Raw genomic sequence first — 25,304 nt, forward strand, 5'->3', positions numbered from 1 at the left:
CCACCGCACGCAGCACAATAGGCAGTAACGCCGTCGACACAAAGGAGTCTTCAGATGGCAGCAGTACAGAGGGTCGGAATCGTCGGAGCGGGAGCTGCGGGGCTTACTGCCGCCATCCTCTTGGCCGAGGCAGGCATCGAGGTGGACGTCCTTGAAAAGGCCACGGAGCCGCAAACCCTGGGTTCCGGGATCACGCTTCAAGGCAACGCCCTGCGAATCCTCCGCGACCTGGGTGTTTGGGATCAGGTGCGGGCTCAAGGGTACGCCTTCAGCACCCTTGGACTGCGCGCCCCCGACCCCGCCGGCACAGTCGTCGCAGTCCTGGAGGATATCCGGACCGGTGGAGAGGATCTTCCGGCAACGCTGGGAATGTACCGGCCGGACTTGACTGCCATCCTCCGGGACCGCGCCCAACAAGCCGGCGCCCGGATCAGCTATGGCAAAGCTGTGGCCGGCATAACTGACGACGGCGGCACTGTCACGGTCCGCACGGCCGATGGCGCCACCGCCGCCTATGACCTCCTCATAGGCGCTGACGGACTCCATTCCGCAGTCCGCACAGCGATCGGCATCGACGTCGAACCCAAACCCACTGGCATGGGCATTTGGCGGGCCTTCGTCGAACGGCCGGAAGGGGTGGTCCGAACCGACCTCACCTATGGTGGCCCCTGCTTCATTGCCGGCTATTGCCCCACCGGCCCGGACACCATCTACGCCTACCTCGTGGAAAAGGCGCAGGAACGCAGGCATGAAGACGGCCCCAAGGTCATGGCGGAACTTGCTGCAGCGTACGGTGGCCCGTGGAACGAAATCCGCACCAATCTGGACCACAGTGCCCGCATCAATTACACATGGTTCACCTCGCACGTGGTGGAAGGCCCTTGGAATCGCGGCCGCACTGTCATCATTGGGGACGCCGCCCACAGCTGCCCTCCGACGGTTGCCCAAGGGGCGGCCATGGCCTTGGAAGATGCCGCGGTGCTTGCGGAACTCCTGATCAACGCCGACCACCTCACTGAGACCTTGTGGAAAGAGTTCACGGATCGACGCTTGGAGCGGGCGACAGCCGTGGTTAACGCGTCCGTCCAGTTGGGCCAGTGGATGCTGGACGGCGTCCGGGACGCAGATGTGCCCGGACTCATGAATTCTCTGTCCACCATGCTGAAGGAACCCGCGTGAACACCCTTTCCACAGACCACCAACCCGTCATCGATGTCCACGCACACGTCCTCATTCCGGCCCTCCAGCAAGCAGTGGCGGAGGGCGACCCGGAAGGATTTGCGGCACTCCAGGCGCTGGAAGTCCTGAGGAACGGGCCTGAATCCATGGCCGCCTCGGGCGCCATGATCAAGGAGCGTTGGCAACAGCTCACTGACCTCGACCGACGCCTGGCGGATATGGACACCCAAGGCGTGGATGTCCAACTGGTCTCCCCGTCGCCTTCGCATTTCTATTACTTTGCCGGTGCGGAGCTCGCGCTGACACTGGCCAAGCAGGCGAATGAGGCTGTTCGTGAGCTCGTCGACAGGGCGCCGGACCGGTTGAACGGATTGGGGCTGGTTCCTTTGCAGCATCCCCATCTCATGGTCGAAGCGCTGGAGCACGCCGTTAAGGAGTGCGGGCTGCCGGGCGTGGAAATCGGATCGTTCGCCGGCACGCCCGGCGATGCGGAGCGCACCACCGTGGAGCTGTCCGATCCCCGGTTGGAACCCTTCTGGAGCCGGGCGGAGGAACTGGGCGCACTGGTTTTCCTGCATCCCTTCGGTTGTTCCCTGGACGAGCGTCTTGACCGGTTCTACCTTGCCAACACTGTGTCCCAGCCCGCCGAGAACGCCGTGGCCCTGTCCCACCTCATCTTCAGCGGGGTCCTGGACCGTTACCCTCAGCTGCAGGTCCTCGCCGTCCACGGCGGGGGTTACCTTCCCACCACCATCGGCCGTTCGGACCATGCCTGGAAGGTCCGGCCCGAGGCGCGGCGGTGCGCCGAACCGCCGTCGTCGTATCTACAGCGGATCTACTTCGATTCGCTGGTCCACCATCCCCGCGAACTGAGGGCGCTCATCGAAGCAGCCGGGCCCTCCCAGGTGATGCTCGGCTCTGACTACCCCTTTGACATGGGCTCGGACCATCCTGTTGATGAGGTTTATGCTGCCGGACTCCCCGAAACCGATGCCTCCCGCGTTCTTGCCGGCAACGCCGCCCGGCTCGGGATCACCTCCGCGGCAGCCCTCACCGCCCGCCCCACCGCCTAAGGAAGAAACCATGGTCAAGATCGCCCGCTGGAACTACGACGGCGGTACCCGGGAAGGGTTTGTCGAGGAAGATAACTGCTTTGCCCTGCCTGGGGGAAGCACCGTCCAGCACTTGCTGCAGGCCGGCCTGGAAAAGACGTTGTCCATCGCCGCGGAAACGTGCCGGACCGTGCATCCTGTCGCTTTGGGGAACGTGCAACTGCTGGCACCGTTGCTACCGGGAACCATCAGGGATTTTGTTGCCTTCGAGGAACATGTTGAAGGCGTTCGTAAGAGCATCGATGGTGTAGCGGGCGTGGTGGCCGAATGGTACGAAGCGCCGACGTTCTATTTCACGAATCCGCATACGGTGACCGGCACCGGCGAGGTGATCGGCATTCCCGGTGGTTGCAGCGAACTGGACTTCGAGACCGAAGTCGCGGCCGTCGTCGGACACGTACCAGGCAGCGAGGGCAGGAATCTGTCGGCGTCGGACGCGCACCGGCACATCTTCGGTTACACCATTCTCAACGATTGGTCGGCGCGCGACCTTCAAAGGCGGGAGATGAAGGTCAGCCTTGGCCCCTGCAAAGGAAAGGACTTCGCCAATACCCTGGGGCCCTGGATCGTGACCGCTGATGAGTTTGAGCACCTGCACGACGACCAAGGTTTCCTTCCCCTCGCCATGGCGGTGGAGGTCAACGGCGAGGCCATCGGCCAGGACCTCCTGTCCAACATGGGGTGGCCTTTCGCAGAGCTCGTGGCCTACGCCTCCCAGGACTCCGTGGTCCGGCCAGGCGACGTTCTGGGTTCAGGAACCTGCGGCAGCGGATGCCTGGCCGAGCTATGGGGCCGGAACGGCGCCAAGACTCCCCCGCCCTTGAAGACCGGGGATTCCGTGGGAATGACAGTGGCCGGCATCGGCTCGATTCTCAACACCGTTGGTGAACGGCGCGAAGCCGTCACCCGGGTACCTGCCCGTAGCCGGCCAGGTACTAAAGACCGCGGCAGCCGGAAAGTGCGGGAAACTGTCACTAACCACTAAAGAAAGCGCGGTCCACCTTTGATCTCCCTGCAGCAAGACCCCGAAGGCTTCGTCCGGATGAAGAGACACTTCCCGGTCGGTGCCTCGGTTTCCATACTCTTCACTGACGGCACCCAGGAAGTATTTACCGGGCAACGGCTCAACGACATCTACGATGAAGCCCTGGCTGCCTATCGCGCCGGCAACAACCTTGACGCCAAAGGGTTCAATCGCGGACCCCGGAAGAAGGTCCAGCAAACCATCGAATTCATTCCCGTCTCGCCGGGCATGTCCACGTAGCTCACCGTCGCCGGCCGGAGGCGTGCTCCACGCAGAAGCACGTCCACGGCCGGGCCTCGAGCCTGGCCACCGGAATGGCCGCCCCGCACACCTGGCACCTTCCGTAGCTGCCCTCGGCAATCCGCTCCAGGGCCGCGTTGATCTCCTCCAGGCCGGCACGGCTTTGTTCCAAGAGGGCTTCAGCTTGCGACAGTTCGAACGCTATGGTGCTGCCCTCGGGATCATGCTCGTCGTCCACATTGGAGTCCTGCCGCGCAAGGCTCACCGAGGTGATGTCGCTCCGCAGCGCTGTTACCAGTGTCACTTTGCGGTCCCGCTCCTCCTCAAGGAGGACTCTGAACCGCCCCAAGTCCTCCACGACGGTTCAGAGTTCCACGGTCCCGCTCTCGCCCACGCTGAACCGGGAGTTGGTGACCTTGGACTTGACCCACTGAAGCACCGTTGCGGCTGTTCCGCCCGGACTGGTCCAATATTCCGCCGAGTCTGAATCGACGTGCAGCAGGCAAACCTCCGGAGTGTCAGGCCCATCGGGGTACCAGGCTTCCACCACTTGGTTCCACAGATCCCGGATCTTCTGGCGATCCGTAACGACTTCAGCGGCGCCAGCCACCGAAACCCACTCCGTGTTCTTGCCGAAGGACACGTTGACCCGGGCATCCTGCCGGACATGCGCCACCTGCGAGGTGTCCAATCCCGTAAAGAACCACATGTCGCCGTCGTCCTTGACGTCCTGAACGGCGAGCGGACGGCTGACCAACGCGCCGTCTTCGTTGATGGTGGTCAGCATTCCGATCCTGGAGTCGTTGATGATGTCCGTGACCTTCTTGATGTCCTGCTCTTCTGTCATGCCTCGCCTCACTCTTTTCCGTACCGGGGACTTTCCCCAAACGGTCAGCCTAATAGTAAGACTACTGATTTACTAGGAGGCCAAGGAATGTCTGTAAAAGGCCAGGAATACACAACACGCGGCCTGCCGGGAATCATGGCGGCTTGTTGTCCGTTCTCCTTGATGATGACGGCCGACGGCGGTCAGGCGTGCCTCCGCAGGGCACGCAAAAGACGGGAAGTTTGGGGACTGCCATGACGTTGGACGAAACACTTGCCCACCTGCGGGCCGCGCACCTCATGGTCCGCGACGCCCAGGAGTGGGACGGCCTCACCACAGCACTGGGCTCAGCCTATGAAGCCAGGGATGAGGACCTCATTGAACAACTGAGGCCGCCGTACCTGCAGTCGTGGCGGACTGTGACGGGCAATGCCCTCAGGGACACCTTTGACGCAGCAGGCATCTCAGTGGCCGATCCCGACCATCCTTGGGGAATTGCCACGTTAACCGCTAACGGTTTCAGCGCAGAACCGCTGCTGTGCCTTGTTGATGAAGCGGACGCCCACGCAACGGAAACTGCCGGGCCGGATACCATCCGGCTGCTCACCTTTTCCGAGGCAATGAACCACTACGCGGACTGCCTGGCGCCCTTCTTTGACAACCAGGTCCAGCACCCACGGTGAAGATCCTGTCTTCCCGCTCATCCCTCAGCCGCTACGAAGCGGCTGAGGGCTCCTCGAGCAGCGCAACCAGCCGTGAGCCCGCATCCGGGAGTTCGGGACCGTGGGAGAACACCATCCTGTCCGGAGACATGTGGGCGATCTTCCAGAGCGAACGTTCGGCCTCCGCTGGATCAGCGGTAAAAGGCGCGGGTGGTCGCACCATGATCCCCTCCATGACACCCACGGTGTCGCCCACGAACATCAAGCCCTCATCTTCCAACAACAAACTGATGTGGCCCTCGGTATGCCCGGGTGTCCGGATAACCCGCAGCCCACGAATCTGCTGACCCTCAGCGGCTGGCCGCATCAGCCCACCCGGGACCACGGCATCGGACTCGCCGTCGCCGGCCCACACCGCAACTCCCGTCGTCCTGGACAGGACGACGTCCAAACCGCCAACGTGATCCGGATGCGAATGCGTCAGCACGACGTCCGAGACATCACTCCAGCCCGCGCCAACCCGGTCCAGCGCCAGTTCGATCTCGACGATACTGCCGGTCAGGCCCGTATCGATCAGGACAATTCCTTCAGCCACGGGAAGCACGAAGCAGCGTACGTCGAAGCTGAGCTTGTCCGGTCCAGCCATTCCAGCGGGCAGATGCACTTGCTGGACGATCGTTTCCAGTGTCCGGCTCATGGCTGTCGGCTTCCCGGAGGTCCGTCGATAACCCTCGGAATGTATTCCAGTAGTTGGGACCGCCCATCAAAAGTCCGGCTGTCCACCAGCTCAAGTGCCACGTCCGGGTAGCCATCGTAAATCCGTTCATGCCCGGTCTTGCCGGTAATGACGGGAAAAACCACCAGCCGATACCTATCCACCAGACCGGCCGTCAGCACTGACCGGCAGAGGCTAAGACTGCCGAGGGTGCTCAGTGTGCCCGTGCGCGTCCGCTTCATTTCCTTCACCGCTTCAACGGCATCGCCGGACACCAACTCCGAATTGGGCCAGGCCAAGGGTTCTTTGAGGGTGGAGGAGAAGATGACTTTGGGCATGGCCGCCAGACCTGACAAGCTGGCGCCTTCCTCTTCGGAAAATCCGGATTCATCCCCCAAGGCTTGCTCGGACATGCTGGACATCACCCGATAGGTGTTGGCGCCCATCAGCATGGTGAGGTCCTTTTTGCCTTCCTCCTCAAGCCACGCAAGGTACTCAGGGCCTTCAAGGCCCCACCAACCAGGCCACCCCTCCGCGGAGGCGTAGCCGTCCAGGGAGATGATCAGGTCCACCATCAGGGTTGCCGATGACTCACTGACGGTTGACTCGCTCATGGGATGCCTCCTCGGATTTACCGTGCGGGCCATGCTAGCCCCGGAGCGGAGAGCCATTCAAGGGGGTCGCGGCTAAAACACCAGGAGGGCAAATCCGCCCAGTGTACTCAGGATGCCGACTCCAGTGAGGATCCACCCGACAATCAGCACTGTGTGGTCGTGCCGCGGTGGTTCAAGCGAGCAGCGCGAAGGGTGGCAGACGTCGTAGTGGACCACCACCGCCCGGGGCTCATAGCCCCCGGCGCCGGCAGGGACATCCAACAGGACTTTGCGTTCCTCATCTGACTGGTCAACCCAGTGGAGGCCCATGAATCCGCCCGCGGCGAAACGCTCACCGTCCGCGGTCACCCAAACGCACCGGCGCTTGGCGATGATCCAGGCAATGATCAACAACGGCACACCCGGGACAAACCCCACCCAGGTCATCATTTCCAGAATGGGGCCAAGAACATCCACGGTACCGGCCATAGAGTCGATCCTATGTGCTGGAGGCCGCTGTCCGGGAGGTCATGAAGCGGGAGGTCAGACGTTTCGGTCCACCCGGGACCGCCACAACAGATAGACGAAGTACGGTGCTCCCACCAGGGCCGTCATGATGCCCGCCGGAATCTGCGCGGGAGCAATGACCGTCCTGCCCATCACGTCTGCGAATACCACCGTGCCGGCCCCAATGAGGGCGGCCACCGGAAGCACGCGGGAGTGCCGCGCCCCCACCAAGGTACGGGCACCGTGGGGGGCCACCAGACCGACAAACGCGATCACGCCCACCGATGAAACAGCACCCGCCGTCAAGAGCACCGCGATTGAGAGCAGGAGGAGGCGCGATCCGGACAGCCCGATGCCCAGCACACGGGGAGAATCGTCATCCACCGCAATGAGGTCCAGGTCCCGCCGCATTCCCGCCAGCACGGGAAGCGAAACCAGTAGAGCTAGGAGCGGCGGCAGGACCGACGCGAAGTTACGGCCATATGTGGAGCCGGACAACCACGTGAGCGCCTTCGTCTGGTTGAACGGGTCGGTGCTCACCAAGAGGACAGTAATCATGGCGGCCAATCCCGCGGAGACACCGATGCCTATCAATACCAGGCGGTTCTGCTGGAGCCCTCCACGGAAGGCGAGGCCGAAGACCAGCAGCGCCGACAATGCCGCGCCGCCCAGCGCGGAGCCCGTGATGACCCATGAGCCGGCAGTGGGGACGGTGGTGATGACGAGGATTGCCGCCAGTCCGCCGCCGCCGGACACCCCCAGAATTCCAGGCTCGGCCAAGGAGTTCCGGGAGACTGCCTGGATGAGCGCACCGGCAAGAGCCAGGGCAGCTCCGGAAAGAACCGCTGCCAGGACCCGTGGCATACGCGTACCCAGCACGGCACTGACGCGGTTTCCGGACTGGCCCGTAAGCCAATTGACCAGATCACCGAGCAGGAGTTTCGCATCGCCCAGCAGCGCTCCGGCCACCAGTAAGCCAGTGAGCACCACCAGAAGCCCGATCAAGACAGTAAGGAAGAACCGCCGTGAACGCAGCCGCGCCAAGGCGTCGCCTGCAACACTCAATCCGGCATCGGACATCCGCATGGCCAGGACCACCAGAAAGACGGCGCCGAAGACCGTGGTGACCGCACCGGTGGGGACTTCGACGCCGGCTTGGGCACCAAAGAGGCCACGGACAAGAACGTCGGCTCCGATGACCACCACTGCACCGGCCAACCCGGAGATGGGCAGCAACGCCCGGTGCCGTCCCAGGCCGCGGAGCCGGGAGGCCAGCAGCCGAACGATTGCCGGGGCGCACAGACCCACGAACCCAATCGGCCCGGCGATGGTTACTGCCGCTGCGGACAGGCCAACGGCCAGCACGACGGCGCCGACCCGGGCCAGACGCGGATCCGCACCTGCCAGCCGGGAGGCGTCGTCGCCCAGGCCGAGTAAATCCATCCTCCGGGCGAGGAGGAACAAGCCTGCAATGGCCAGAAGAATGACCGGTGTGAACTGGATCAGCTCATCAGTGCGTGACTGGGCAAGGCTGCCCTGCCCCCAGGCGTAGAGTCCGGTGGTTTCCTGGCTGAACAACAGCAACAGGGCGCTGGTGGCCGAATGCAGGCCGAGGGCCAGTGCTGTGCCGGCCAGCACCAAGCGGATGGGACCGCCGTTGCCGTTGGCTCCCCCACCGGACAATGCCAGAACCAGCATTGCCGCAGCAAGTCCGCCGATGAAGGCGATACCCCCGGACAGCAGCGCCGGCAACGTCAGCCCGAACGCGGCCACTGCCACGATGGCAAAGTGGGCTCCGGCGTTGACTGCCAGGGTGTCCGGGGAAGCAAGAACGTTGCGGGTGGCCGACTGCAGTGCTGCACCGGCCACCCCCAACGCGATGCCGACCAACAGGCCGGCGAAAAGCCGCGGTACGCGCGAGGCGACCAACACTGCGGTTTCCTGGTCAGTTCCGCCACCGGTGACCAGCCCCAGCAACTGCAACGGCCCGACGTCGGCCGTTCCTTGCGTGAGGTGGATCGCCGACAACATAACCAGGACAACCATCCCGGCCGCAGCCGCGAGGACCGGGCCGGTAAGACGCCGAACGCCTTGGCGGGTGCCGTGTCCGGTGGGCGGTGTGAGGGCGGGAGCACCTGCCACGGCCGTGGGTACGGTCATGGCGGGCCTCTTCACAGTGTCGGTCATGTGGTGGGACTACTTGGTGAGGGACGCGACGATCGCGTCGACATACTGGGTCATCGAGGCAGGGCCCCCGAACATCCAGATGCCATCAGAAAGGCGGTGCACGTTGCCGGAGGTTACGAACGGAAGGGACTTCCACACGGCGTTGCCGGTCAGCTGCTCGGTGAAGTCACCGTCGGCACTGTTGGTGATGTAGACAAAGTGGTCGGCGTTGACGGCGGTCAGGCCTTCGACGTCCGTGGAACCCAAGCCGTAGGCAGGGTCACCTTCAACTGTCCAAGGGTCAACAAGCCCCAGTTCGGTATTGATGTCAGCCAGCAGGGATCCCTTGGTGTAGGGGCGGATGGAGACCTTGCCGTCAGCAACCCAGCCATCGGCGAAGGCCACGCGGGAACCGCCGAGGCCGGCCTTCTCAAGCTCCGCTTTGCCCTTGATAACGGCGGCATCAAACGCTGCGATGGCCTCGTCAGCCTTCTTCTCCGTGCCGGTTGCTTTGGCGACCAGCTTCAAGTTGTCTTCAGCCTGCGCAATTTGGCGGCTGCCATCGGCGGATTTCACCACAACAACTGGAGCCAACTCTTCGAGCTGTTTGATGACGGGTTCAGCGAGATCAGTGGTCGCAACGATCAGGTCAGGATCGAGGGATGCGATGGTGTCGAAGCTGGGCTCGTTGCGGGTTCCAATGTCCGTGGGAGTGCTGTCCAGCTTGCCGGCGGTAACCCAGGCGTTGTAGCCCTTGACGTCCGCCACGCCTACCGGCATGACACCGAGGGTGGTCAGGTTCTCCACTACGTTCCATTCGGTGCCCACCACGCGCTTGGCTGGGCCGTCGAGCTTGATCTCGGTGCCGCGGGCGTCAGTCACGGTGATGGCTTCGCCGGCCGCGGCGGTGTTGGACGCCTGGCTGGCGGGCCCTTCGGTAGTGCCGCAGCCGGTGAGCAGGACTGCCAAGGCAGCAGTGGCGGCCAGGGCCTTGTGGATCTTCATGGACACAGGGGTCCCTTTCATGTTGGGGTGCTGACGTTGGTTGGAGGTCTTCAGCTGTCGTTGTGCCGGCCCACCGCGCGGGTGCGCAGCCGGCCGGTCAGCGGATCAGTGTGGGTCACGATGCGGATTGAATAGATGTCGCTCAACAGCGCTGCGTCGAGGGCTTCGTGGGCCGGGCCCGCTGCTGCAATCCGACCCTCCGAGAGAACCACCACATGGTCGGCCAGCGCGGCTGCTTCATCGAGGTCGTGCAGGACCACGCCGACCGCCACACCGTGGATGCGGGCGAGGTCGTACATCAGGTCAAAGATCTCCACTTTGTACCGGAGGTCCAGGTGGTTGGTTGGTTCATCGAGGAGCAACACCGACGTATCCTGGGCCAGGCAGCTAGCCAGCCACACCCGTTGCAGTTGCCCGCCGGAGAGTTCCTGGACACCACGATCAGCAAGTTCAGCTACGCCTGTCAGCTCCATGGCGCGGTGGACAGCGGCGGGTCCCTCGGGATCGGCAGCACGCCACCGTCCGCGGTACGGATGGCGACCGAACTCCACGACGTCACGAACGCTCAGTCCGTGCGGCACGGGCCGGCTCTGCGACAACAGCGTTACGTGGCGGGCGAAGTCACTGCGCTTCATCATCAGCGCATCCGATGCCTCTCCACCGTCCGGCCGGACCCTGATATTTCCGGAGGAGGCCTCATGCAGCCGGGCGAGCGCACGCAGCAGCGTGGATTTGCCACTGCCGTTCGGACCCACCAGAGCCACGATGCGCCCTGGCTCCAGATGCAGCCCGGCGCCGTGTACCACGTCCTTGTCCCCATAGCGGAGGACCAGGTCTGTGGCTTCAAGCCCGGAGAGTTCACTCAGTTCAATCACAAAACGAAAGATTAGCTTAGGCTTACCTAATTTCTAAAACCGTGTCGGAGGATGCCTCCCACACGCCGTCTCCGGATGGCTCGGAACGTGCAAGGCTTGACCCATGGACTTGGACATCTCCCCCGCAGTGACCGTTCCCGCCTCGGAGTTGTCCTGGCGGTTTTCGCGGTCGTCGGGACCCGGCGGCCAGCACGTCAACACCACCGACAGCCGGGCCGAACTGATGTGGAACGTTGCCAGGACTGCGGCCCTGACGGATGGGCAACTCCAGCTGCTGCTCAGGCGACTGGGGCCGAAGCTTGTTGACGGAGTCATCACAGTGACGGCCTCCGAGGAGCGATCGCAACTGCGGAACCGCGAGATCGCCCTGGCCAAACTCGCTGACATTATCAGGGCCGGCCTTGTCCCGGAATCAATACGCCGCGCTTCCAAACCCACCCGCGGCTCGGCTCGCCGTCACCGCGCGGCCAAGGAACTCAGGTCCGCCACCAAGCAGCAACGACGCCGGCCCCCCGCAGAGTAGCAACGATTGCGGGCGGCCCTGAGCCTGACTAAGCCTTACTGACCTCAACCCACTGCGCGCGCCACTCGGGAGCTGGGAAGGCTTCGCTCCAGTAGGCGGTTTCCTTGGTGATCCTGCCGTCGCGGAATTCGAAGATGAAGACTGTCTCAAAGGTAGGTCCGCCATAGTCCAGCAGAGCCTCAGCAGTCACCAGGTTACCGCCGCTCAGGAGGCGGCGGGGCGTAATGGTGGGTAGTTGCGGGAAGGCGCTGTAGATGGCCCTGCGGTTCTCAGCCCCGCGAACCACTTCCCCGGATTGAGGCCAATGCATCACGGCGTCGTCATGGAACAGCTCATCCATGACCTCGATCTGGTGATCGTTGATGCAGTCGATCAGCCGCTTGACCACGTTCTCGTTGGTGCGCTGTTCATCCAGGATTTCGTCAGCCATGATCCGCATTGTCCTCCTGGGGACCCTGTTGCACTACCCTCAACCACCACAGCAACGCATCACCTGCCGGTAGGCGCGACTTCATCATTCCCGCCCCTTAGCGCCGAGGCTGGAAGCGGGCCCCGGCAAGCGCCCGGCTGCGAACGCCGCTAGAGTCATAGCAATGGACAGCGTACTGACAAATTCCCAGCGGCCCGTTCCCGAGATGCCGGCAACGCCGTCTACCGGACCCGATGATGGATTCGTCCGGGTACGGGGAGCACGCGAAAACAACCTCCGCACCGTTGACGTGGACGTGCCCAGGGATGCGATCGTCGCGTTCACCGGCGTCTCCGGCTCCGGAAAATCCTCCCTGGCCTTCGGCACCATCTTTGCCGAAGCACAGCGCCGCTACTTCGAATCCGTGGCCCCCTACGCCCGCCGCCTGATCCAACAGGGCCACAACCCCAAGGTGGAGACCATCACCGGGCTGCCACCCGCCGTCGCGCTCCAACAACGCCGCGGCACCGCTACCGCACGTTCCAGCGTGGGTACAGTGACAACCCTCTCCAACTCACTGCGCATGCTGTTCTCCCGGGCCGGGCGTTACCCGCAAGGCGCCAAGCAACTGGACTCAGACGCGTTCTCCCCCAACACCGCCGCCGGAGCATGCCCCGAGTGCCACGGCCTGGGCGTTGCCCACACGGTCAGCGAAGCATCCTTAGTTCCCGATCCCTCCCTCAGCATTCGCGACGGCGCCATAGCCGCTTGGCCGGGCGCCTGGCAAGGCAAGAACCTCCGGGACATCCTCACCCACCTGGGCTATGACGTGGACACGCCCTGGAAAAAACTGCCGAAAAAGGACCGAAACTGGATCCTCTTCACCGAAGACCAGCCAGTGGTGGAAGTGACACCCCAACGCGATCGCGTCGCCAAGCCCTATAAAGGACGGTTCTGGAGCGCTAAAAGCTATGTCCTCCACACGCTCGCGGACTCCAAGAGCACCACCATGCGGGACCGGGTGCTGCGCTTCATGGAGACCGGCCGGTGCCCACGGTGCGACGGCAGCGGACTCAGGCCCGACGCGCTCGCAGTCACCTTCGCCGGTAAGACGATCGCAGAGCTCAACGCCCTGCCCATGACCCAACTGGCAGAGATCATCAAGCCCACCGCCGGGCTCACCGCCGCGGGTACGGCGTCCCGCACCCAGACGTCCGGAGAAAGCAACGAGGTGGCGGTCGCCATCACCCGTGACCTGCTCGCCAGGGTTACCGTGCTCCTGGAACTTGGCCTGGGCTACCTGGCGCTGGGGCGCGCAACACCCACGCTCTCCCCCGGCGAGATGCAAAGGCTCAGGATCGCCACGCAGCTGCGCTCCGGCCTTTTCGGTGTCATCTACGTGCTGGATGAACCGTCCGCCGGGCTTCATCCTGCTGATGCCGAACCCTTGCTTGAGGTCCTGAACCAGCTCAAGGCGTCCGGGAACTCAGTGTTCGTTGTGGAGCACAACATGGACTTCGTCCGGGCCGCGGACTGGTTGGTGGACGTTGGACCGCATGCCGGTGAGGGCGGCGGACAGGTCCTCTACAGCGGCCCCGTGGGCGGTCTGGAAGATGTGCAGGATTCCGTGACCAGGCCCTTCCTTTTCCCCGACGGCAGCCTAGCCGGTACAGGTGCTGCCCGCTCATGGGATGAGTCGCTGGAGCTTCGCGGAATCACCCGGCACAACCTCCGCGGGCTTACGGTTGATTTTCCCTTGGGCGTGCTTACGGCTGTGACGGGCGTTTCCGGCTCGGGTAAGTCCACGTTGGTCAGCCAGGTCCTGGCCGATGTTGTCAGCGCCGAACTGCATCCGGAGTCCACGGACAGCGAGTCGCCCGCCGCGGCACCGGGGACCGCGGTCGTCTCCGGGCTGCACCGCCTGGATCGCCTCGTGAAAGTGGACCAAAGGCCCATCGGCCGCACTCCGCGCTCCAACCTGGCCACCTATACGGGGCTTTTCGATGGTGTACGGAAGGAATTCGCGGCCACTGACGGCGCCCGCGCCCGGGGTTTCGGCGCAGGAAGGTTCTCGTTCAACGTCGCCGGCGGCCGCTGCGAAACATGCCAGGGAGAGGGGTTCGTGGCGGTGGAGTTGTTGTTCCTGCCGGGAAGCTACGGCCCCTGCCCCGAGTGCAACGGTTCCCGCTTCAACCCGGAGACCCTGGAAGTTACCTACCGCGGCCGGACCATCGCCGAGGTCCTGGGCATGACCGTTTCAACAGCATCCGGGTTCCTCTCAGATCTGCCATCCGTGTCGCGAAGCCTGCAAACTTTGAAAGACGTGGGGCTGGGTTACCTCCGGTTGGGGCAGCCTGCCACGGAGCTATCCGGCGGGGAAGCCCAACGCATCAAACTCGCCACCGAACTTCAGCGCGTCCAGCGCGGGCACACCCTGTACCTGCTGGATGAACCCACCACGGGATTGCACCCCGCTGACGTGCAGCTGCTGATGAAGCAGCTTCACAGGCTGGTCGATGCCGGCAACACCGTGATCGTGGTGGAGCACGAAATGGACGTGGTGGCGGAGGCAGATTGGGTGATCGATTTGGGACCAGGCGGCGGCGACGCCGGTGGCGAGGTGATCGCCACCGGCACGCCCGCCGTCGTCGCGCGCTCAGCGGAAAGTCGGACGGCCCCGTACCTGGCTGCCGCGCTCCGGCAGTGAGTCAGCGCCGCGGGATGTTGCGCAGGTTGCTGCGGGCCATGCTGACGGCCTCGCCTGCGCCCCGGTTCAGGACCACTTTGGACATGGCTGTAGCAAATCCGATGACCTGGGACCCGGAGATCTTCGGCGGAATGGACAGCGCGTTCGGATCGGTGATGAGCTCCACCAGTGAGGGTCCAGGGTGCGCAAAGGCCTCCCTGTACGCAGCCTCGATATCCGCTGGATCAGTGACGCGCACTGCATGGAAGCCCAACGCTTTGGCAACTGCCGCGTAGTCAGCGTCCGGCACATCCACGCCGAAGTCAGGGAGTCCATCCACCAGCATCTCCAGCTTGACCATGCCCAGCGTGGAGTTGTTGAACACCACCACCTTCACGGGCAACTTGTGCGCGGCAACGGTGATGAGCTCACCCAGCAACATGGACAGGCCGCCATCACCGGAGACCGAAACCACCTGCCGGCCGGGATACGCCACTTGCGCACCAATCGCGTGCGGCAGGGCGTTGGCCATGGAGCCATGAAGGAAGGAACCGATCAGTCGCCGCGTGCCCAAAGGGTTGATGTAGCGCGCGGTCCAGACGTTGCACATGCCGGTGTCAGCCGTGAAGATGGCGTCCTCTGCTGCAACCTGGTCCAGCAAGGAGGCGGCATATTCGGGGTGGATCGGTTGCTTCTTCTCCACTTTGCGGGTGTAGGCACCCACGGCTTTGTTCATCAGGCGGTCGTGCTTCTTGAGCATCTGATCGAGGAATCGGCGGCTCTTCTTTGCCTGGACCAGTGGCAGCAGAGTTTTAAGTGTTGGGAGGACGTCGCCGTGGACGGCAATATCGACGTCGGTCCGTCGGCCCAGCCGCTGCGCGGCCCGGTCCACTTGGGCTGTCCGGGTATCCGGCAGGAATTGATCGTAGGGAAAGTCGGTGCCCAGCAGGATCAGCAGGTCAGCGTCCTCAATACCCTCTGCCGCAGCACCGTAACCGAGCAACCCGGTCATGCCAATGTCGAACGGATTGTCGTACTGGACAAAGTCCTTGCCCCGGAGGGAGTGCCCAATGGGAGCTTTGATGAGCTCTGCCAGCGCCATGAGTTCCCTATGGGCTCCCGCAACGCCGGCACCGGCAAAAATGGCCACCTTATCGGCGTCGTTAATGGCCTTGGCCAAATCCTGGACGCTCGTAGGATCGGGCACCACCGTTGCGGGCCGGAACGTGGCCGGCGCCGGCGTGGGGACCGTGGCTTCCAGGCCGGCGATGTCGCCTGGGAGAGTGACCACAGAGACTCCCCTCAGGGCAATGGCGTTCTGGATGGCACTGTGCATGACCCGTGGTGCCTGCTCCGCGGTACTGATCAGTTCCGAATACACCGAGCATTCGGTGAACAGACGGTCCGGATGGGTTTCCTGGAAGAAGCCGCTGCCGATCTGTTTGCTGGGAATATGCGAAGCGATGGCCAGCACGGGGGCTCCAGTGCGGTTGGCGTCGTACAAGCCGTTGATCAAGTGCAAGTTGCCAGGGCCGCACGATCCTGCGCAGACGGCAAGCCTGCCGGTAAGTTGCGCCTCCGCAGCGGCGGCGAACGCTGCGGCTTCCTCGTGGCGTACATGGATCCAGTCGATGCCTCCCTTTGCCGAACCTCCGGTCTGGCGGACAGCGTCAACGATCGGGTTGAGGCTGTCGCCGACTATGCCGTAGATCCGCTGCACTCCGGCAGCCTGGAGTTGTTCGATGAGTTGGGTGGCAAGTTCCTTGGCCATAGTGTGCAGACTCCCTCAGGGTGTGGTGGTGGGCTGACATGGCCAAATATAGTCGGCTTTGCTTTGCTCTGGCTGAGTGGCCCCTACGCCGCCAAACGGGTCCCGAAGAGGCGTTCCGCCATGGTCAACAGATGCTCCGGAGCGCAGGTGTCCTCACCGTTGCTTGCATGACCGAGGAAGACGGCGTCGCCACGGACGGTGTCCTCAATCCGGAGGCCCGCTTCGCGTATCAACACCTCTGCGCGCGGGTTGAGGGGCAGGGGAATGAACCTGGCCTCATCATTGAGGAAAACGTGCCATCCCGTGCCGTTAATTGTCTCAACATTTCCCTTGACCAATTTCTGCCGAATGTCCAGGCCACGCCCGATCCATTCCAATCCAACAGGCAAGGATATGCGGGCCGGCACAATAAGTGCCGAGACTTTTTGCTTCATGAACGCACTTTCATGACCTTAACGATTAATCCATCACGTCTGGGACGTCCGCACGAGGACTAGCCGGACCCATGGCTACCTCTGGTTCTTTCGCGGTTTGGAGAAGACGTTGTCGCTGCCCTCAGCCTTTGCCCTCTTTTCCGCACGCTTCTCCAATATGGTCTTTCCAGACTTTTTCGACTTTGCTCCGTTTGGGGATTTACCTGACATTCCGATCACTCCATTCGTAGATGCTTCATCATCACCATACCTACTTTTAATTTAAATGCCAGTTCTGCAATTCCGGTGGGTGCGGTAACGGCATGGAACCACTTTTTCTTCCATTCCTCTGGCTGGGACAGCCGTTCGTTGCTAGCGTGACCGCATGAGCCCCTCCAAGACCCCCGCGGAGATCCTCGACATTGACGGTGCTGAGGTTCGCGTCTCGAATCCGGACAAAGTGGTTTTCCCCGAACCCGGGCTGACTAAACTCGATCTGGTCCGCTACTACCTTGAGATGGCCGATGGTGCGCTGAGGGGAGCCGGCGGCCGGCCGATGGTCCTCAAGCGCTTCCCCAAAGGCATCGATGCAGAGCCGTTCTTCCAAAAGCGCGTACCGGAAAACCATCCCCCGTTCATCGACACAGCTACACTCCATTACTCCTCCGGAACCTCCGCTGAAGAAACGGTCATCCGGGACGCCGCGGGCTTGGCCTGGGTAGTGAACCTTGGCTGCCTTGACCTCAATCCGCACCCGGTCCGCGCCGAGGACCTGGAGCACCCTGACGAACTTCGCGTGGACCTGGACCCCATGCCGGGAGTGGATTGGTCACAGATCGTGGATACCGCATACGTCGCGCAGGACGTACTCGACGACGTCGGATTGGTGGGATGGCCGAAGACAAGCGGTTCGCGCGGGCTTCACATCCTGGTGCGGATCGCGCCGGACTGGTCCTACCGCGAGGTTCGTCTCGCCGCCGAAACCTTGGCCCGGGAGGTGGAGAACCGCGCTCCGGGGCTCGCCACCGCCAGATGGTGGAAAGAGGAACGGGGTGAAAGCGTGTTCGTCGACTTCAATCAGAACGCCAAGGACCGCACCGTTGCTTCTGCCTACTCGGTCCGGTCACTCCCCGATGCCCGCGTCTCAACACCACTGACCTGGGCAGAAGTACGCTCAGCCCGGCCGGACCAGTTCACGGTCCTCACTGTCCCTGGCCGCTATGCCGATGTGGGTGATCCGCATGCCGGCATCGACCACGCCGTGGGGTCACTCGACGGGCTCCTGGCGTTGGCTGCCGAGCTGGGTCCGGCAGAAAAGGCTCCGCGGAGCGGGGACGGCTCAGGCCGCCGGATGTCCACGATGCCGCTCATCGAGGTGGCCCGCACCAAAACAAAACCGGAGGCCCTCGCCGCGCTGGAAGAATGGAAAGAACGGCACCCGGACGTTGTCTCCGCATTGCACCCGGCAGACGTCCTTATTGACGGGATGAGGGGATCCAGCTCCCTCTGGTACAGGGTTCGGGTCAACCTGCAGCACGTTCCGGACAGCGAGCGCCCGCCGCAGGGGGAACTCCTTGCCGATTACGATCCGTGGGCGGGCAAGACATGGCCCGGACGGCCCGGGTCCTGACATGCAAGGCCTGTCCGCGTCACTGGTCCTCATCGCAGCGTTGGCAGTTGTAGCTCCCATAGCAGTTCGGCTGCTTGATCCCGTGGTCAAGGTGCCGATTGTGGTCTTCGAAATTGTCTTGGGGATCCTGCTTGGCCCCAGCTTGCTGGGCTGGATCGAATCCACTCCGTTCACGGACACCTTGGCGGATTTCGGGCTGGCGATGCTGTTTTTTGTTGCAGGGAACGAAATCGACTTCACGGCAATCCGCGGGCGCCCGATCAAACGTGCTTCGGCAGGATGGGTGATCTCCTTGGCCGCCGGAGTCGGCGCCGGCTTTGTGCTGGCTCCCTCTCCCGAGGCAGCCGTGATCATCGGAGTGGCCTTGTGCTCCACGGCATTGGGAACCCTGCTGCCCATCATCCGCGATGCCGGTGAATCCACCTCCCCCATCGGCACTGCCGTGGCAGCCTTGGGCGCCGTGGGTGAGTTCGGTCCCCTGATTGCGATTTCGCTGTTCTTCACAGGGAAGCAAGTGGGAATGGCCTCAGTGGTGTTGTTGGGTTTTGTCCTGCTGACCGGCGTGGCCATCTTCTTCGCTTCGAAGGCCCGCCACACCCTCTTCCACGCCCAGGTCACCAGGACACTCCACACCAGCAGCCAATTCGCCATGCGGTCCATCATGCTGGTCCTCAGCTCGCTGGTTGTCCTGAGCATGGTGTTGGGGCTGGACATGCTGCTTGGTGCCTTTGCGGCCGGCGTCCTCTGGCAGGTGACCATCGCGCGGGCTCCCGAAGCTGACCGAAGAGTCATCGAAACAAAAATCGATGCTGTCGCCTTCGGATTCCTGGTGCCCATCTTCTTCATCGATACCGGTATCGATTTTGACCTCGGCGCGTTGACGTCAAGCCCGGCTATCCTCGCTTTGGTCCCGCTGTTCCTGGTCCTCCTGCTGGTCATCCGCGGCCTGCCGTCCTTGTTGGCAGCGCCCCGGGGCTCGACTCGGGCACAAAAGCGGGCAATCCTGCTGTTCGGGGCAACGGGACTGCCCATCATCGTGGCCGTGACCACCATCGGACGGGAGCAGGGATTCATCACCAGCGGATTCTCCTCCGCGCTTGTAGGCGCCGGAATGCTCTCGGTTCTACTGTTCCCCCTGGTGGCCCTGATGCAACTCCAGCGCAAAGACGCAACAGCCCCTGCGGTGGCACGGCGGTCGGACATCAGTCCACAAGCCCAGCAGAAGCCCGACGGCGACCTCCCGCCGTCGGGCGCTTCCGGCAGCGACACTTAGGCGCAGCAAGCGTCGGGCAACAAGGAACCGCCACCAGGTTTTGCGCACGCACCCAGCCATGCTTAGGGTGGATTCATAAGCTTCCTTAGCTTCAGGGGCGCTTTATCCGCAGCGCTTCTCCCGTAGACAACAGGAGGACCACCATGACTGATCAGTACACCTTCCGAAACCCTGTCACCGCCTACGAACAAATCTCCCCACCGAAGCAGCACCAACCCGAGCCAGGATTGGACGCAGAGTTGACGCCCACCGCGGATCTTGGTGAGGAAACCTACCGCGGAACCGGCCGGCTCGAAGGCCGCAAGGCGATCGTCACCGGCGCGGACTCCGGCATCGGCGCGGCGACGGCCATTGCCTTCGCGCGGGAGGGTGCCGACGTCGTGCTGTCCTACCTCCCCGAAGAGGAAGAAGACGCCGCCCGGATTGCCGGCATCATTGAAGCCGCAGGCCGCAAGGCCGTCAAGGTGCCCGGCGACCTCAAAGATTCCGCAACATGCCAGGAAATAGTGGACACCGCCGTCGCCGTCCTCGGCGGGGTGGACATCCTGGTCAACAACGCAGGCAAGCAAGTGGCACAGGAAGACCTCGCAGACATCACCGACGAGCAATTCGACCACACACAGAAGACCAACGTGTATGCCATGTTCTGGCTGACCAGGGCAGCTCTGCCCCACCTGCCCGCCGGTTCGACCATCATCAACACAACGTCAATCCAGGCCTACAACCCTTCGCCCACACTGGTGGACTATGCAACCACCAAGGCCAGCATTAACAATTTCACCAAGGGACTGGCCCAGCAGCTCGCCCCCAAAGGCATCCGGGTCAACGCGGTGGCACCCGGCCCCATCTGGACACCACTGCAGGTGAGCAGCGGTCAGCCCAAAGAGGCCTTGCCGGAGTTCGGACACTCCACTCCCCTGGGCCGGGCCGGCCAGCCGGCGGAGCTTGCCCCCGCGTACGTATTCCTCGCTTCGCCCGAATCCAGCTACGTCGTTGGCGAAACCCTTAACGTCAACGGCGGCAGCCCCACGCCCTAGCCGGGAACCGGCAGTTTCGTGGCTGACGTGGTGGGAATGGACTCGTCCTTAAGCCCTGCCCTTGAGGATCATGTGCCAGTAGACCTGGGGAAACATGATGCGGTCCACCCACCACGACACCCGGCTTTCCTTCCACGTGGGAACTTTCGGGATGGTAGGCATAGGGCGATTGTGGTCGTCGAATTCAGCGAAGACCACCGTGGTGCGCGAAACAGTGAAGGGGCATACGGAGTAGCCGTCGTACTTCATCGCGGGAGGTTTTCCCTGGCGGGCTGCCACGAGGTTCTTCGCCACCACCTTGGTCTGCTTGCGCAGCGCACCGCCGGCCTTGGAGTTGGTGGTGGCTGCAGCGTCGCCCAGGGACCACACGTTGGAGTGGCGGACGTGGCGCAACGTTTTGGTGTCCACGTGGACGAACCCGTCCTGCCCTCCAGGGGCTGGAAGATCCGTAGCTTTGAGCCACTCCGGAGCAGACTGGGGCGGGACAGCGTTCAGGACGTCGTACGTCAGGTCCTCAGTGGTGTTGGTGACATTGTTGCGGATCGTCGCTCGCCTGCCGGCAGCGTCCACAGCCACCAATTCGCTGTTGGTCCGGAGCTCAATGCCGTATTCAACAATTTTCCGCTCAAGCTCCCTGTCCACCTCGGGGATGCCAAATACGGTGGGATAGGGCTGGACCATCACCACCCGGATCTTGTCCAAGACACCTTGTTCCCGCCAGTAGTCACACGCCAAGTACATCGGCTTCTGGCTTGCGCCCCCACACTTAATAGGTCCTGATGGCATGGTAAAAACCGCTGTGCCGGACCGCATACTGCTCAAGAGCGACCAGACTTTGGGTGCGAGCTCGAATTCGTAGTGGGACGCACCGTACGGGGAATGGACAGCCTCGGCCAAACCCGGCACAGAATCCCATCGGTACTGGAGCCCGGGACACACCACCAGATGGTGATAGCCCACGGTACTGCCTGAGGCCAGCATCACCGTGTTGGCCGTGGTGTCCACGTCCACCGCATGGTCTTTGATCCAGGCGACTCCTTTGGGCATCACGGATGCCTGGCTGCGGGTCGCTTCCTTGACCGCAGCCCTGCCGCCGGCGATGTGGGAAAACAGCGGCTGATAGAGGTGATGGTCTTTGGGTTCAATGAGGCCGATATTCTTGACCCCGTATCTGCTCAGCCGGGCCGCGAGCGAGACTCCCGCATTGCCCCCGCCGATGACGACTACATCGTACTGATGGGACATACCGCTAGTTCTTTTCGGTCAAAGCAGAGGCTTTGTGCGCCGCACGTGCGCCTGTTTTGTCTGATTCCACCACATACTGCGGCTCGTCTTCAGTGGCTCGGTGGGTGTTGCCGTCCAGTACGAAGTCGCTGGTCTTCTTCTCCACAATCTTTCCGTGCGTCTTGCCTTGGGAGGTATTCCACTCCACGCGCGTTCCCTTGCCCAGTGCCATGTCCGCTCCAATGTGTGGTGTTCAGCTCCGATTTCAAGCGCTCCACAATAGTAAGCATGATGATCTTTTTAGCGAAACCCTCCTGAGGACGTTGCCGGACGCAGCCTCAGCCGGGCGGGTCCTGCCCCACGAGGCCGTCCACGGATTCGCGGATAAGGTCTGCATGGCCATTGTGCCGGGCGTATTCCTCAATCATGTTCAGGAGGATGTAGCGAAGGCTGGGCAACTCGATGTCCGGACGGGATGCGATGCTGCCTTGCCGGGACGGGCCGCCTTCTTCCATGGCTGCTTCGAACAAGACCCGGGAACGGGCAACAGCGTCACGCCACCTTTCATACAACTCCTCCGGCGGGTCCCCGGCAGCGGAGTTCAAGTCCCAGTCGGGGTCATCGTCCCAATCAACTGAGTTCCACGGGGGAAGTTGCCTGCGGCCATGAAGCCACTCGGTGGACATATCGTCCTCGAAACGGGCCAGGTGCTTGAGCAGCCCGCCCAAAGTCAACGACGACGGTGAATGCCGGGTCCCAAGGCTGTCCCGGTCAAGCCCGCCTGTCTTCCAGGCGAACGTCGCCCTCTGCCGCTCAAGGAAGCCAAGCAGGGTGGCGGCTTCATCACCGTCCAGCGGAGGCTCGGCGTTGACCGGTCCGGTAGTGCCTGCTTGATCGTTCACAGCGGCTCTCCCCGCGATTCATCCGGAGGAGTTCCCGGCTCCCGGTCGCGTGGCCCTGCTGACGCGGCGGACTTTCTGGTGATCAGCCACGTGATGAACCAGAGCACAACGCCAATGGCCATGAGCCCGCCGGCCACCTGGTATTGGATGGGGTTCCTACCCACCCAGGGACCGGCAAGGAAGGCACAGAGAATCGCGGCCACCCACGGCAACTGACCGGGCGAGGTGAAAAACACCTTGCGGTCCGGGTCCCTCTTTCGGCGGAGCACCACGCACGCCACGTTGACCACAGTGAAGACGCACAGCAGCAGAAAAGCGGTTGTCCCCGAAAGGTTGGCCACGATGTTGCTGTCCGGATCGATGCTGACGTACCAGATCAGTCCCAAGGCCAGCACGGTGGAGAAAGTGATGCCGGCCCACGGTGAGCGGCGTCCGGGCAACACCTTGCCCAGGCCACGGGGAAGGACATGCTGGCGGGCCATCCCGTAGATCAGCCGGCTCGCCATCAGCATGTTGATCAAAGCAGTGTTGGCCACCGCGAAGACTGCCAGAAACGGAAAGACCTTGTCGATCGGGAAATCCGGGGAGCCCTTGTGGACGACCTCCAGGAGTGCCGCCCCCTCGGATTCCCTGATCTCCCCTAATTCTGTGGGCGACAACACACTGACAACAGACACCGCTACCAGCATGTAGAGCAACACTGCGATGCCGAGGCCAGTCAACATGGTTCGGGGAAAGATGCGCTCCGGGTTCTTGGTCTCCTCCACCATGTTCACCGAGTCTTCGAATCCAACCATGGCAAAAAAGGCAATGGACGTGGCGGCCGTAACAGCCAGGAACAACCCCTTGTCCTGATAATCGGTGAACACCGTGATTTCCTGGATGTTGCCTGTTCCCTGCGCCATCACGTAGAACCCGACACCGATCACAATGCACAGGGCGAGTACCTCAACCGCGGTCAGCACCACGTTGAACTTCACGCTTTCGCCAACCCCGCGGAGGTTAATCACTGCCAGCAACACCATGAAAGCCATGGCGACCAGAGTGATCATTCCTTTGTCCGGCGCGCCCATCCACCCGTTGACCTCCAGGCCCCCGAACAGATTCTGGGCCAGGACATTCGCGGAAGTCGACGCGCTGGTGATGCCGGAACACACCACGGCAAACGCCACAAGGAATGTGACAAAGTGGATCCCGAAGGCCTTGTGCGCATACAGGGCCGCACCCGCCGCCTGAGGGTACTGCGTCACCAGTTCCAAGTAGGAAAACGCCGTCAGCGTCGCCACGATGAAGGCCAGAAGGAACGGCAGCCAGACAATGCCGCCCACTGTCCCTGCCATCGTCCCGGTGACCGCGTAAACACCCGCTCCGAGAATGTCGCCCACAATGAAGAGGAGCAGGAGTTTGGGTCCCAGAACCCGCTTGAGCTGTGGTTCTTCATCAGGGGGTGAAGCTTGGTAGACGTCGTCGGATGTGGTGCTCATGGTGGACCTCCACGGCGGATACACAGTTCCTTGATCGTGTTCGTGACCTGACGTAACCCACTGTGAGCCTGTCCGTTGACTTTGGCAACACCGTCGGACCCGAAAACCTGCCCTTCCTCACAGTCGCACGCGTGCAATATTCTGGGCCCAACGGCCTGCGCCGGACGGCGGGCCGCTGGCCACAGGCCGTGGGCCGTGGGCCGCAGAAAACTGACAGCTCCGAAAGGACCATCCATGCTGATTTGCGCTGCCTGTGCGGTGGAACGTGATGAACCCGTCCCCAAGGTCTGCCCCATCTGCGCCGACGAACGGCAGTACGTCCCTGAGGAAGGGCAACGGTGGGTCACTCTTGACCAGCTCAGGACGGCTGGCCAGCGGTTGTCGCTCTCAGAAAGCGAGCCAGGTCTTGTGGGCATCAGCACCGACCCGAAGGTCGGAATCGGCCAGACGGCCCAGCTGGTAGTGACGTCCCAAGGCTCGCTGCTGTGGGATCCGGTGGGCTACGTTGACGACACCGCCGTGAAGGCGGTGCTGGAGTACGGACCTGTCCTGGCAATCGCCGCCAGCCATCCCCACATGTTCGGAGTGCAGGTCGAATGGTCGCGGCGGCTGGGCGGCGCCCCGGTATGGGTGGCTGAGGCAGACCGCCAATGGCTGGGACGCGATGATCCAAACATTGCTTATTGGTCTGGCAGCATGCTGGTCGTCCCAGGGCTGACCCTGCACCAAACCGGCGGACACTTTCCCGGCAGCGCCGTGGCGCACTGGGCGGCCGGCGCCGCCGGCCTGGGGGTTCTGCTGACCGGTGACAGCGTGTTTCCCAATCCGGATCGCCGTTCCATCTCATTTATGCGCAGCTACCCGAACCGCCTGCCATTGTCCGGAGCTGTGGTGTTGCGGATCGCCGCTCAGTTGGACACCCTTGGGTTCGATCGCATCTACGGGAATTTCAACAACGTCATAGCGTCCGGAGCCAAAGCCGTTTTGCACGATTCAGCTGAACGGCATGCTGCCTGGGTGCGGGGAGACTTCGATCATCTGACGTGAA

Annotated in this window: 26 protein-coding genes; 11 read left to right on the top strand and 15 right to left on the bottom strand. The window is 62.9% G+C overall.

Going from position 1 to position 25,304, the window contains the following annotated elements; translation table 11 throughout:
• The first annotated feature begins 54 nt into the window (after positions 1 to 54).
• Genes ACIQLI_RS16660 through ACIQLI_RS16675 form a run of 4 tightly spaced genes read left to right on the top strand, consistent with a single transcriptional unit; the run spans position 55 to position 3,555 of the window.
• Complete coding sequence (locus ACIQLI_RS16660) at positions 55 to 1,179, top strand: FAD-dependent monooxygenase (protein WP_400390386.1); 1,125 nt, start codon at positions 55 to 57, stop codon at positions 1,177 to 1,179.
• Complete coding sequence (locus ACIQLI_RS16665) at positions 1,176 to 2,252, top strand: amidohydrolase family protein (RefSeq protein ID WP_400390388.1); 1,077 nt, start codon at positions 1,176 to 1,178, stop codon at positions 2,250 to 2,252. The genes ACIQLI_RS16660 and ACIQLI_RS16665 overlap by 4 nt, the downstream gene beginning before the upstream one ends.
• Positions 2,253 to 2,262: 10 nt before the next feature.
• Positions 2,263 to 3,276, top strand: a complete 1,014-nt coding sequence (locus ACIQLI_RS16670) for a fumarylacetoacetate hydrolase family protein (RefSeq protein ID WP_400390390.1) — start codon at positions 2,263 to 2,265, stop codon at positions 3,274 to 3,276.
• 18 nt (positions 3,277 to 3,294) lie between these two features.
• Positions 3,295 to 3,555, top strand: a complete 261-nt coding sequence (locus ACIQLI_RS16675; RefSeq protein WP_354226508.1) for a hypothetical protein — start codon at positions 3,295 to 3,297, stop codon at positions 3,553 to 3,555.
• Position 3,556: 1 nt separating this feature from the next.
• Here the strand turns inward: ACIQLI_RS16675 and ACIQLI_RS16680 are convergent, their stop codons facing one another.
• Together ACIQLI_RS16680 and ACIQLI_RS16685 are read right to left on the bottom strand one after the other, a co-directional pair.
• The gene (locus tag ACIQLI_RS16680) at positions 3,557 to 3,913 is read right to left on the bottom strand and encodes a TraR/DksA family transcriptional regulator (RefSeq protein ID WP_400390392.1); all 357 of its coding nucleotides are present in this window, start codon (positions 3,911 to 3,913) and stop codon (positions 3,557 to 3,559) included.
• 6 nt (positions 3,914 to 3,919) lie between these two features.
• Positions 3,920 to 4,402, bottom strand: coding sequence for a pyridoxamine 5'-phosphate oxidase family protein (locus tag ACIQLI_RS16685; RefSeq protein WP_400390394.1), 483 nt, complete (start codon positions 4,400 to 4,402; stop codon positions 3,920 to 3,922).
• 233 nt (positions 4,403 to 4,635) lie between these two features.
• Between ACIQLI_RS16685 and ACIQLI_RS16690 the strand changes: the two genes are divergently transcribed.
• Positions 4,636 to 5,064, top strand: coding sequence for a hypothetical protein (locus ACIQLI_RS16690; protein ID WP_400390396.1), 429 nt, complete (start codon positions 4,636 to 4,638; stop codon positions 5,062 to 5,064).
• 31 nt (positions 5,065 to 5,095) lie between these two features.
• Here ACIQLI_RS16690 and ACIQLI_RS16695 read toward each other — a convergent pair whose 3' ends face one another.
• The 6 genes from ACIQLI_RS16695 to ACIQLI_RS16720 all read right to left on the bottom strand — a co-directional run bounded on the left by ACIQLI_RS16695 (position 5,096) and on the right by ACIQLI_RS16720 (position 10,904).
• The gene (locus ACIQLI_RS16695; protein ID WP_400390398.1) at positions 5,096 to 5,740 is read right to left on the bottom strand and encodes an MBL fold metallo-hydrolase; all 645 of its coding nucleotides are present in this window, start codon (positions 5,738 to 5,740) and stop codon (positions 5,096 to 5,098) included.
• Positions 5,737 to 6,372, bottom strand: coding sequence for a dihydrofolate reductase family protein (locus tag ACIQLI_RS16700; RefSeq protein ID WP_400390400.1), 636 nt, complete (start codon positions 6,370 to 6,372; stop codon positions 5,737 to 5,739). The genes ACIQLI_RS16695 and ACIQLI_RS16700 overlap by 4 nt, the downstream gene beginning before the upstream one ends.
• A gap of 72 nt (positions 6,373 to 6,444) precedes the next feature.
• Positions 6,445 to 6,840 (bottom strand): hypothetical protein, encoded by a 396-nt coding sequence (locus ACIQLI_RS16705; protein ID WP_354226496.1) that lies wholly within the window; start codon positions 6,838 to 6,840, stop codon positions 6,445 to 6,447.
• A gap of 54 nt (positions 6,841 to 6,894) precedes the next feature.
• Positions 6,895 to 9,045 (bottom strand): iron ABC transporter permease, encoded by a 2,151-nt coding sequence (locus tag ACIQLI_RS16710; protein ID WP_400390402.1) that lies wholly within the window; start codon positions 9,043 to 9,045, stop codon positions 6,895 to 6,897.
• Between the two features lie 9 nt (positions 9,046 to 9,054).
• Complete coding sequence (locus tag ACIQLI_RS16715) at positions 9,055 to 10,035, bottom strand: ABC transporter substrate-binding protein (protein WP_400390687.1); 981 nt, start codon at positions 10,033 to 10,035, stop codon at positions 9,055 to 9,057.
• A gap of 44 nt (positions 10,036 to 10,079) precedes the next feature.
• The gene (locus ACIQLI_RS16720) at positions 10,080 to 10,904 is read right to left on the bottom strand and encodes an ABC transporter ATP-binding protein (protein ID WP_400390404.1); all 825 of its coding nucleotides are present in this window, start codon (positions 10,902 to 10,904) and stop codon (positions 10,080 to 10,082) included.
• Positions 10,905 to 11,007: 103 nt separating this feature from the next.
• Between ACIQLI_RS16720 and arfB the strand changes: the two genes are divergently transcribed.
• Positions 11,008 to 11,427 carry an alternative ribosome rescue aminoacyl-tRNA hydrolase ArfB gene (gene arfB / locus ACIQLI_RS16725; RefSeq protein WP_354226490.1) on the top strand — a complete coding sequence of 140 codons (420 nt, stop codon included), beginning with the start codon at positions 11,008 to 11,010 and terminating at the stop codon, positions 11,425 to 11,427.
• Between the two features lie 28 nt (positions 11,428 to 11,455).
• On the opposite strand, the gene ACIQLI_RS16730 is transcribed toward arfB, so the two are convergent.
• Positions 11,456 to 11,857: a nuclear transport factor 2 family protein gene (locus tag ACIQLI_RS16730; protein WP_400390407.1), complete on the bottom strand. Its 402-nt coding sequence runs from the start codon at positions 11,855 to 11,857 to the stop codon at positions 11,456 to 11,458.
• A gap of 205 nt (positions 11,858 to 12,062) precedes the next feature.
• On the opposite strand from ACIQLI_RS16730, the gene uvrA reads away from it, so the two are divergent.
• A complete protein-coding gene (gene uvrA / locus ACIQLI_RS16735) occupies positions 12,063 to 14,543 on the top strand; it encodes an excinuclease ABC subunit UvrA (protein WP_400390689.1) in 2,481 nt (826 codons plus the stop codon).
• Position 14,544: 1 nt separating this feature from the next.
• Here the strand turns inward: uvrA and ACIQLI_RS16740 are convergent, their stop codons facing one another.
• Both ACIQLI_RS16740 and ACIQLI_RS16745 read right to left on the bottom strand, forming a co-directional pair.
• Positions 14,545 to 16,293, bottom strand: a complete 1,749-nt coding sequence (locus ACIQLI_RS16740; RefSeq protein ID WP_400390409.1) for a pyruvate dehydrogenase — start codon at positions 16,291 to 16,293, stop codon at positions 14,545 to 14,547.
• An 83-nt stretch (positions 16,294 to 16,376) separates the two neighbouring features.
• Positions 16,377 to 16,727, bottom strand: coding sequence for a hypothetical protein (locus tag ACIQLI_RS16745; RefSeq protein WP_400390410.1), 351 nt, complete (start codon positions 16,725 to 16,727; stop codon positions 16,377 to 16,379).
• Between the two features lie 364 nt (positions 16,728 to 17,091).
• On the opposite strand from ACIQLI_RS16745, the gene ligD reads away from it, so the two are divergent.
• From ligD to ACIQLI_RS16760, 3 genes are all read left to right on the top strand, one after another.
• Positions 17,092 to 18,336, top strand: coding sequence for a non-homologous end-joining DNA ligase (gene ligD / locus ACIQLI_RS16750; protein WP_400390412.1), 1,245 nt, complete (start codon positions 17,092 to 17,094; stop codon positions 18,334 to 18,336).
• Position 18,337: 1 nt separating this feature from the next.
• Positions 18,338 to 19,609 carry a cation:proton antiporter gene (locus tag ACIQLI_RS16755; protein ID WP_400390414.1) on the top strand — a complete coding sequence of 424 codons (1,272 nt, stop codon included), beginning with the start codon at positions 18,338 to 18,340 and terminating at the stop codon, positions 19,607 to 19,609.
• Between the two features lie 143 nt (positions 19,610 to 19,752).
• Complete coding sequence (locus ACIQLI_RS16760) at positions 19,753 to 20,646, top strand: glucose 1-dehydrogenase (protein ID WP_400390416.1); 894 nt, start codon at positions 19,753 to 19,755, stop codon at positions 20,644 to 20,646.
• A gap of 48 nt (positions 20,647 to 20,694) precedes the next feature.
• Here ACIQLI_RS16760 and ACIQLI_RS16765 read toward each other — a convergent pair whose 3' ends face one another.
• The 4 genes from ACIQLI_RS16765 to ACIQLI_RS16780 all read right to left on the bottom strand — a co-directional run bounded on the left by ACIQLI_RS16765 (position 20,695) and on the right by ACIQLI_RS16780 (position 24,256).
• Positions 20,695 to 21,891, bottom strand: a complete 1,197-nt coding sequence (locus ACIQLI_RS16765) for an NAD(P)/FAD-dependent oxidoreductase (RefSeq protein WP_400390418.1) — start codon at positions 21,889 to 21,891, stop codon at positions 20,695 to 20,697.
• 4 nt (positions 21,892 to 21,895) lie between these two features.
• Positions 21,896 to 22,102: a DUF2945 domain-containing protein gene (locus ACIQLI_RS16770; protein ID WP_400390420.1), complete on the bottom strand. Its 207-nt coding sequence runs from the start codon at positions 22,100 to 22,102 to the stop codon at positions 21,896 to 21,898.
• 106 nt (positions 22,103 to 22,208) lie between these two features.
• The gene (locus ACIQLI_RS16775) at positions 22,209 to 22,772 is read right to left on the bottom strand and encodes a DinB family protein (protein WP_400390422.1); all 564 of its coding nucleotides are present in this window, start codon (positions 22,770 to 22,772) and stop codon (positions 22,209 to 22,211) included.
• Positions 22,769 to 24,256 carry an APC family permease gene (locus tag ACIQLI_RS16780; protein ID WP_400390424.1) on the bottom strand — a complete coding sequence of 496 codons (1,488 nt, stop codon included), beginning with the start codon at positions 24,254 to 24,256 and terminating at the stop codon, positions 22,769 to 22,771. Before ACIQLI_RS16780 ends, ACIQLI_RS16775 begins: the two co-directional genes overlap by 4 nt.
• A gap of 234 nt (positions 24,257 to 24,490) precedes the next feature.
• Here ACIQLI_RS16780 and ACIQLI_RS16785 point away from each other — a divergent pair, with 234 nt between their 5' ends.
• Entirely contained in the window at positions 24,491 to 25,303 is an 813-nt protein-coding gene (locus ACIQLI_RS16785; protein ID WP_400390426.1) for a hydrolase, read from the top strand.
• The last annotated feature ends 1 nt before the right edge of the window (position 25,304 follow it).

The organism is Paenarthrobacter sp. NPDC091669 (assembly GCF_044756725.1).
Lineage (GTDB): Bacteria > Actinomycetota > Actinomycetes > Actinomycetales > Micrococcaceae > Arthrobacter > Arthrobacter bambusae_C.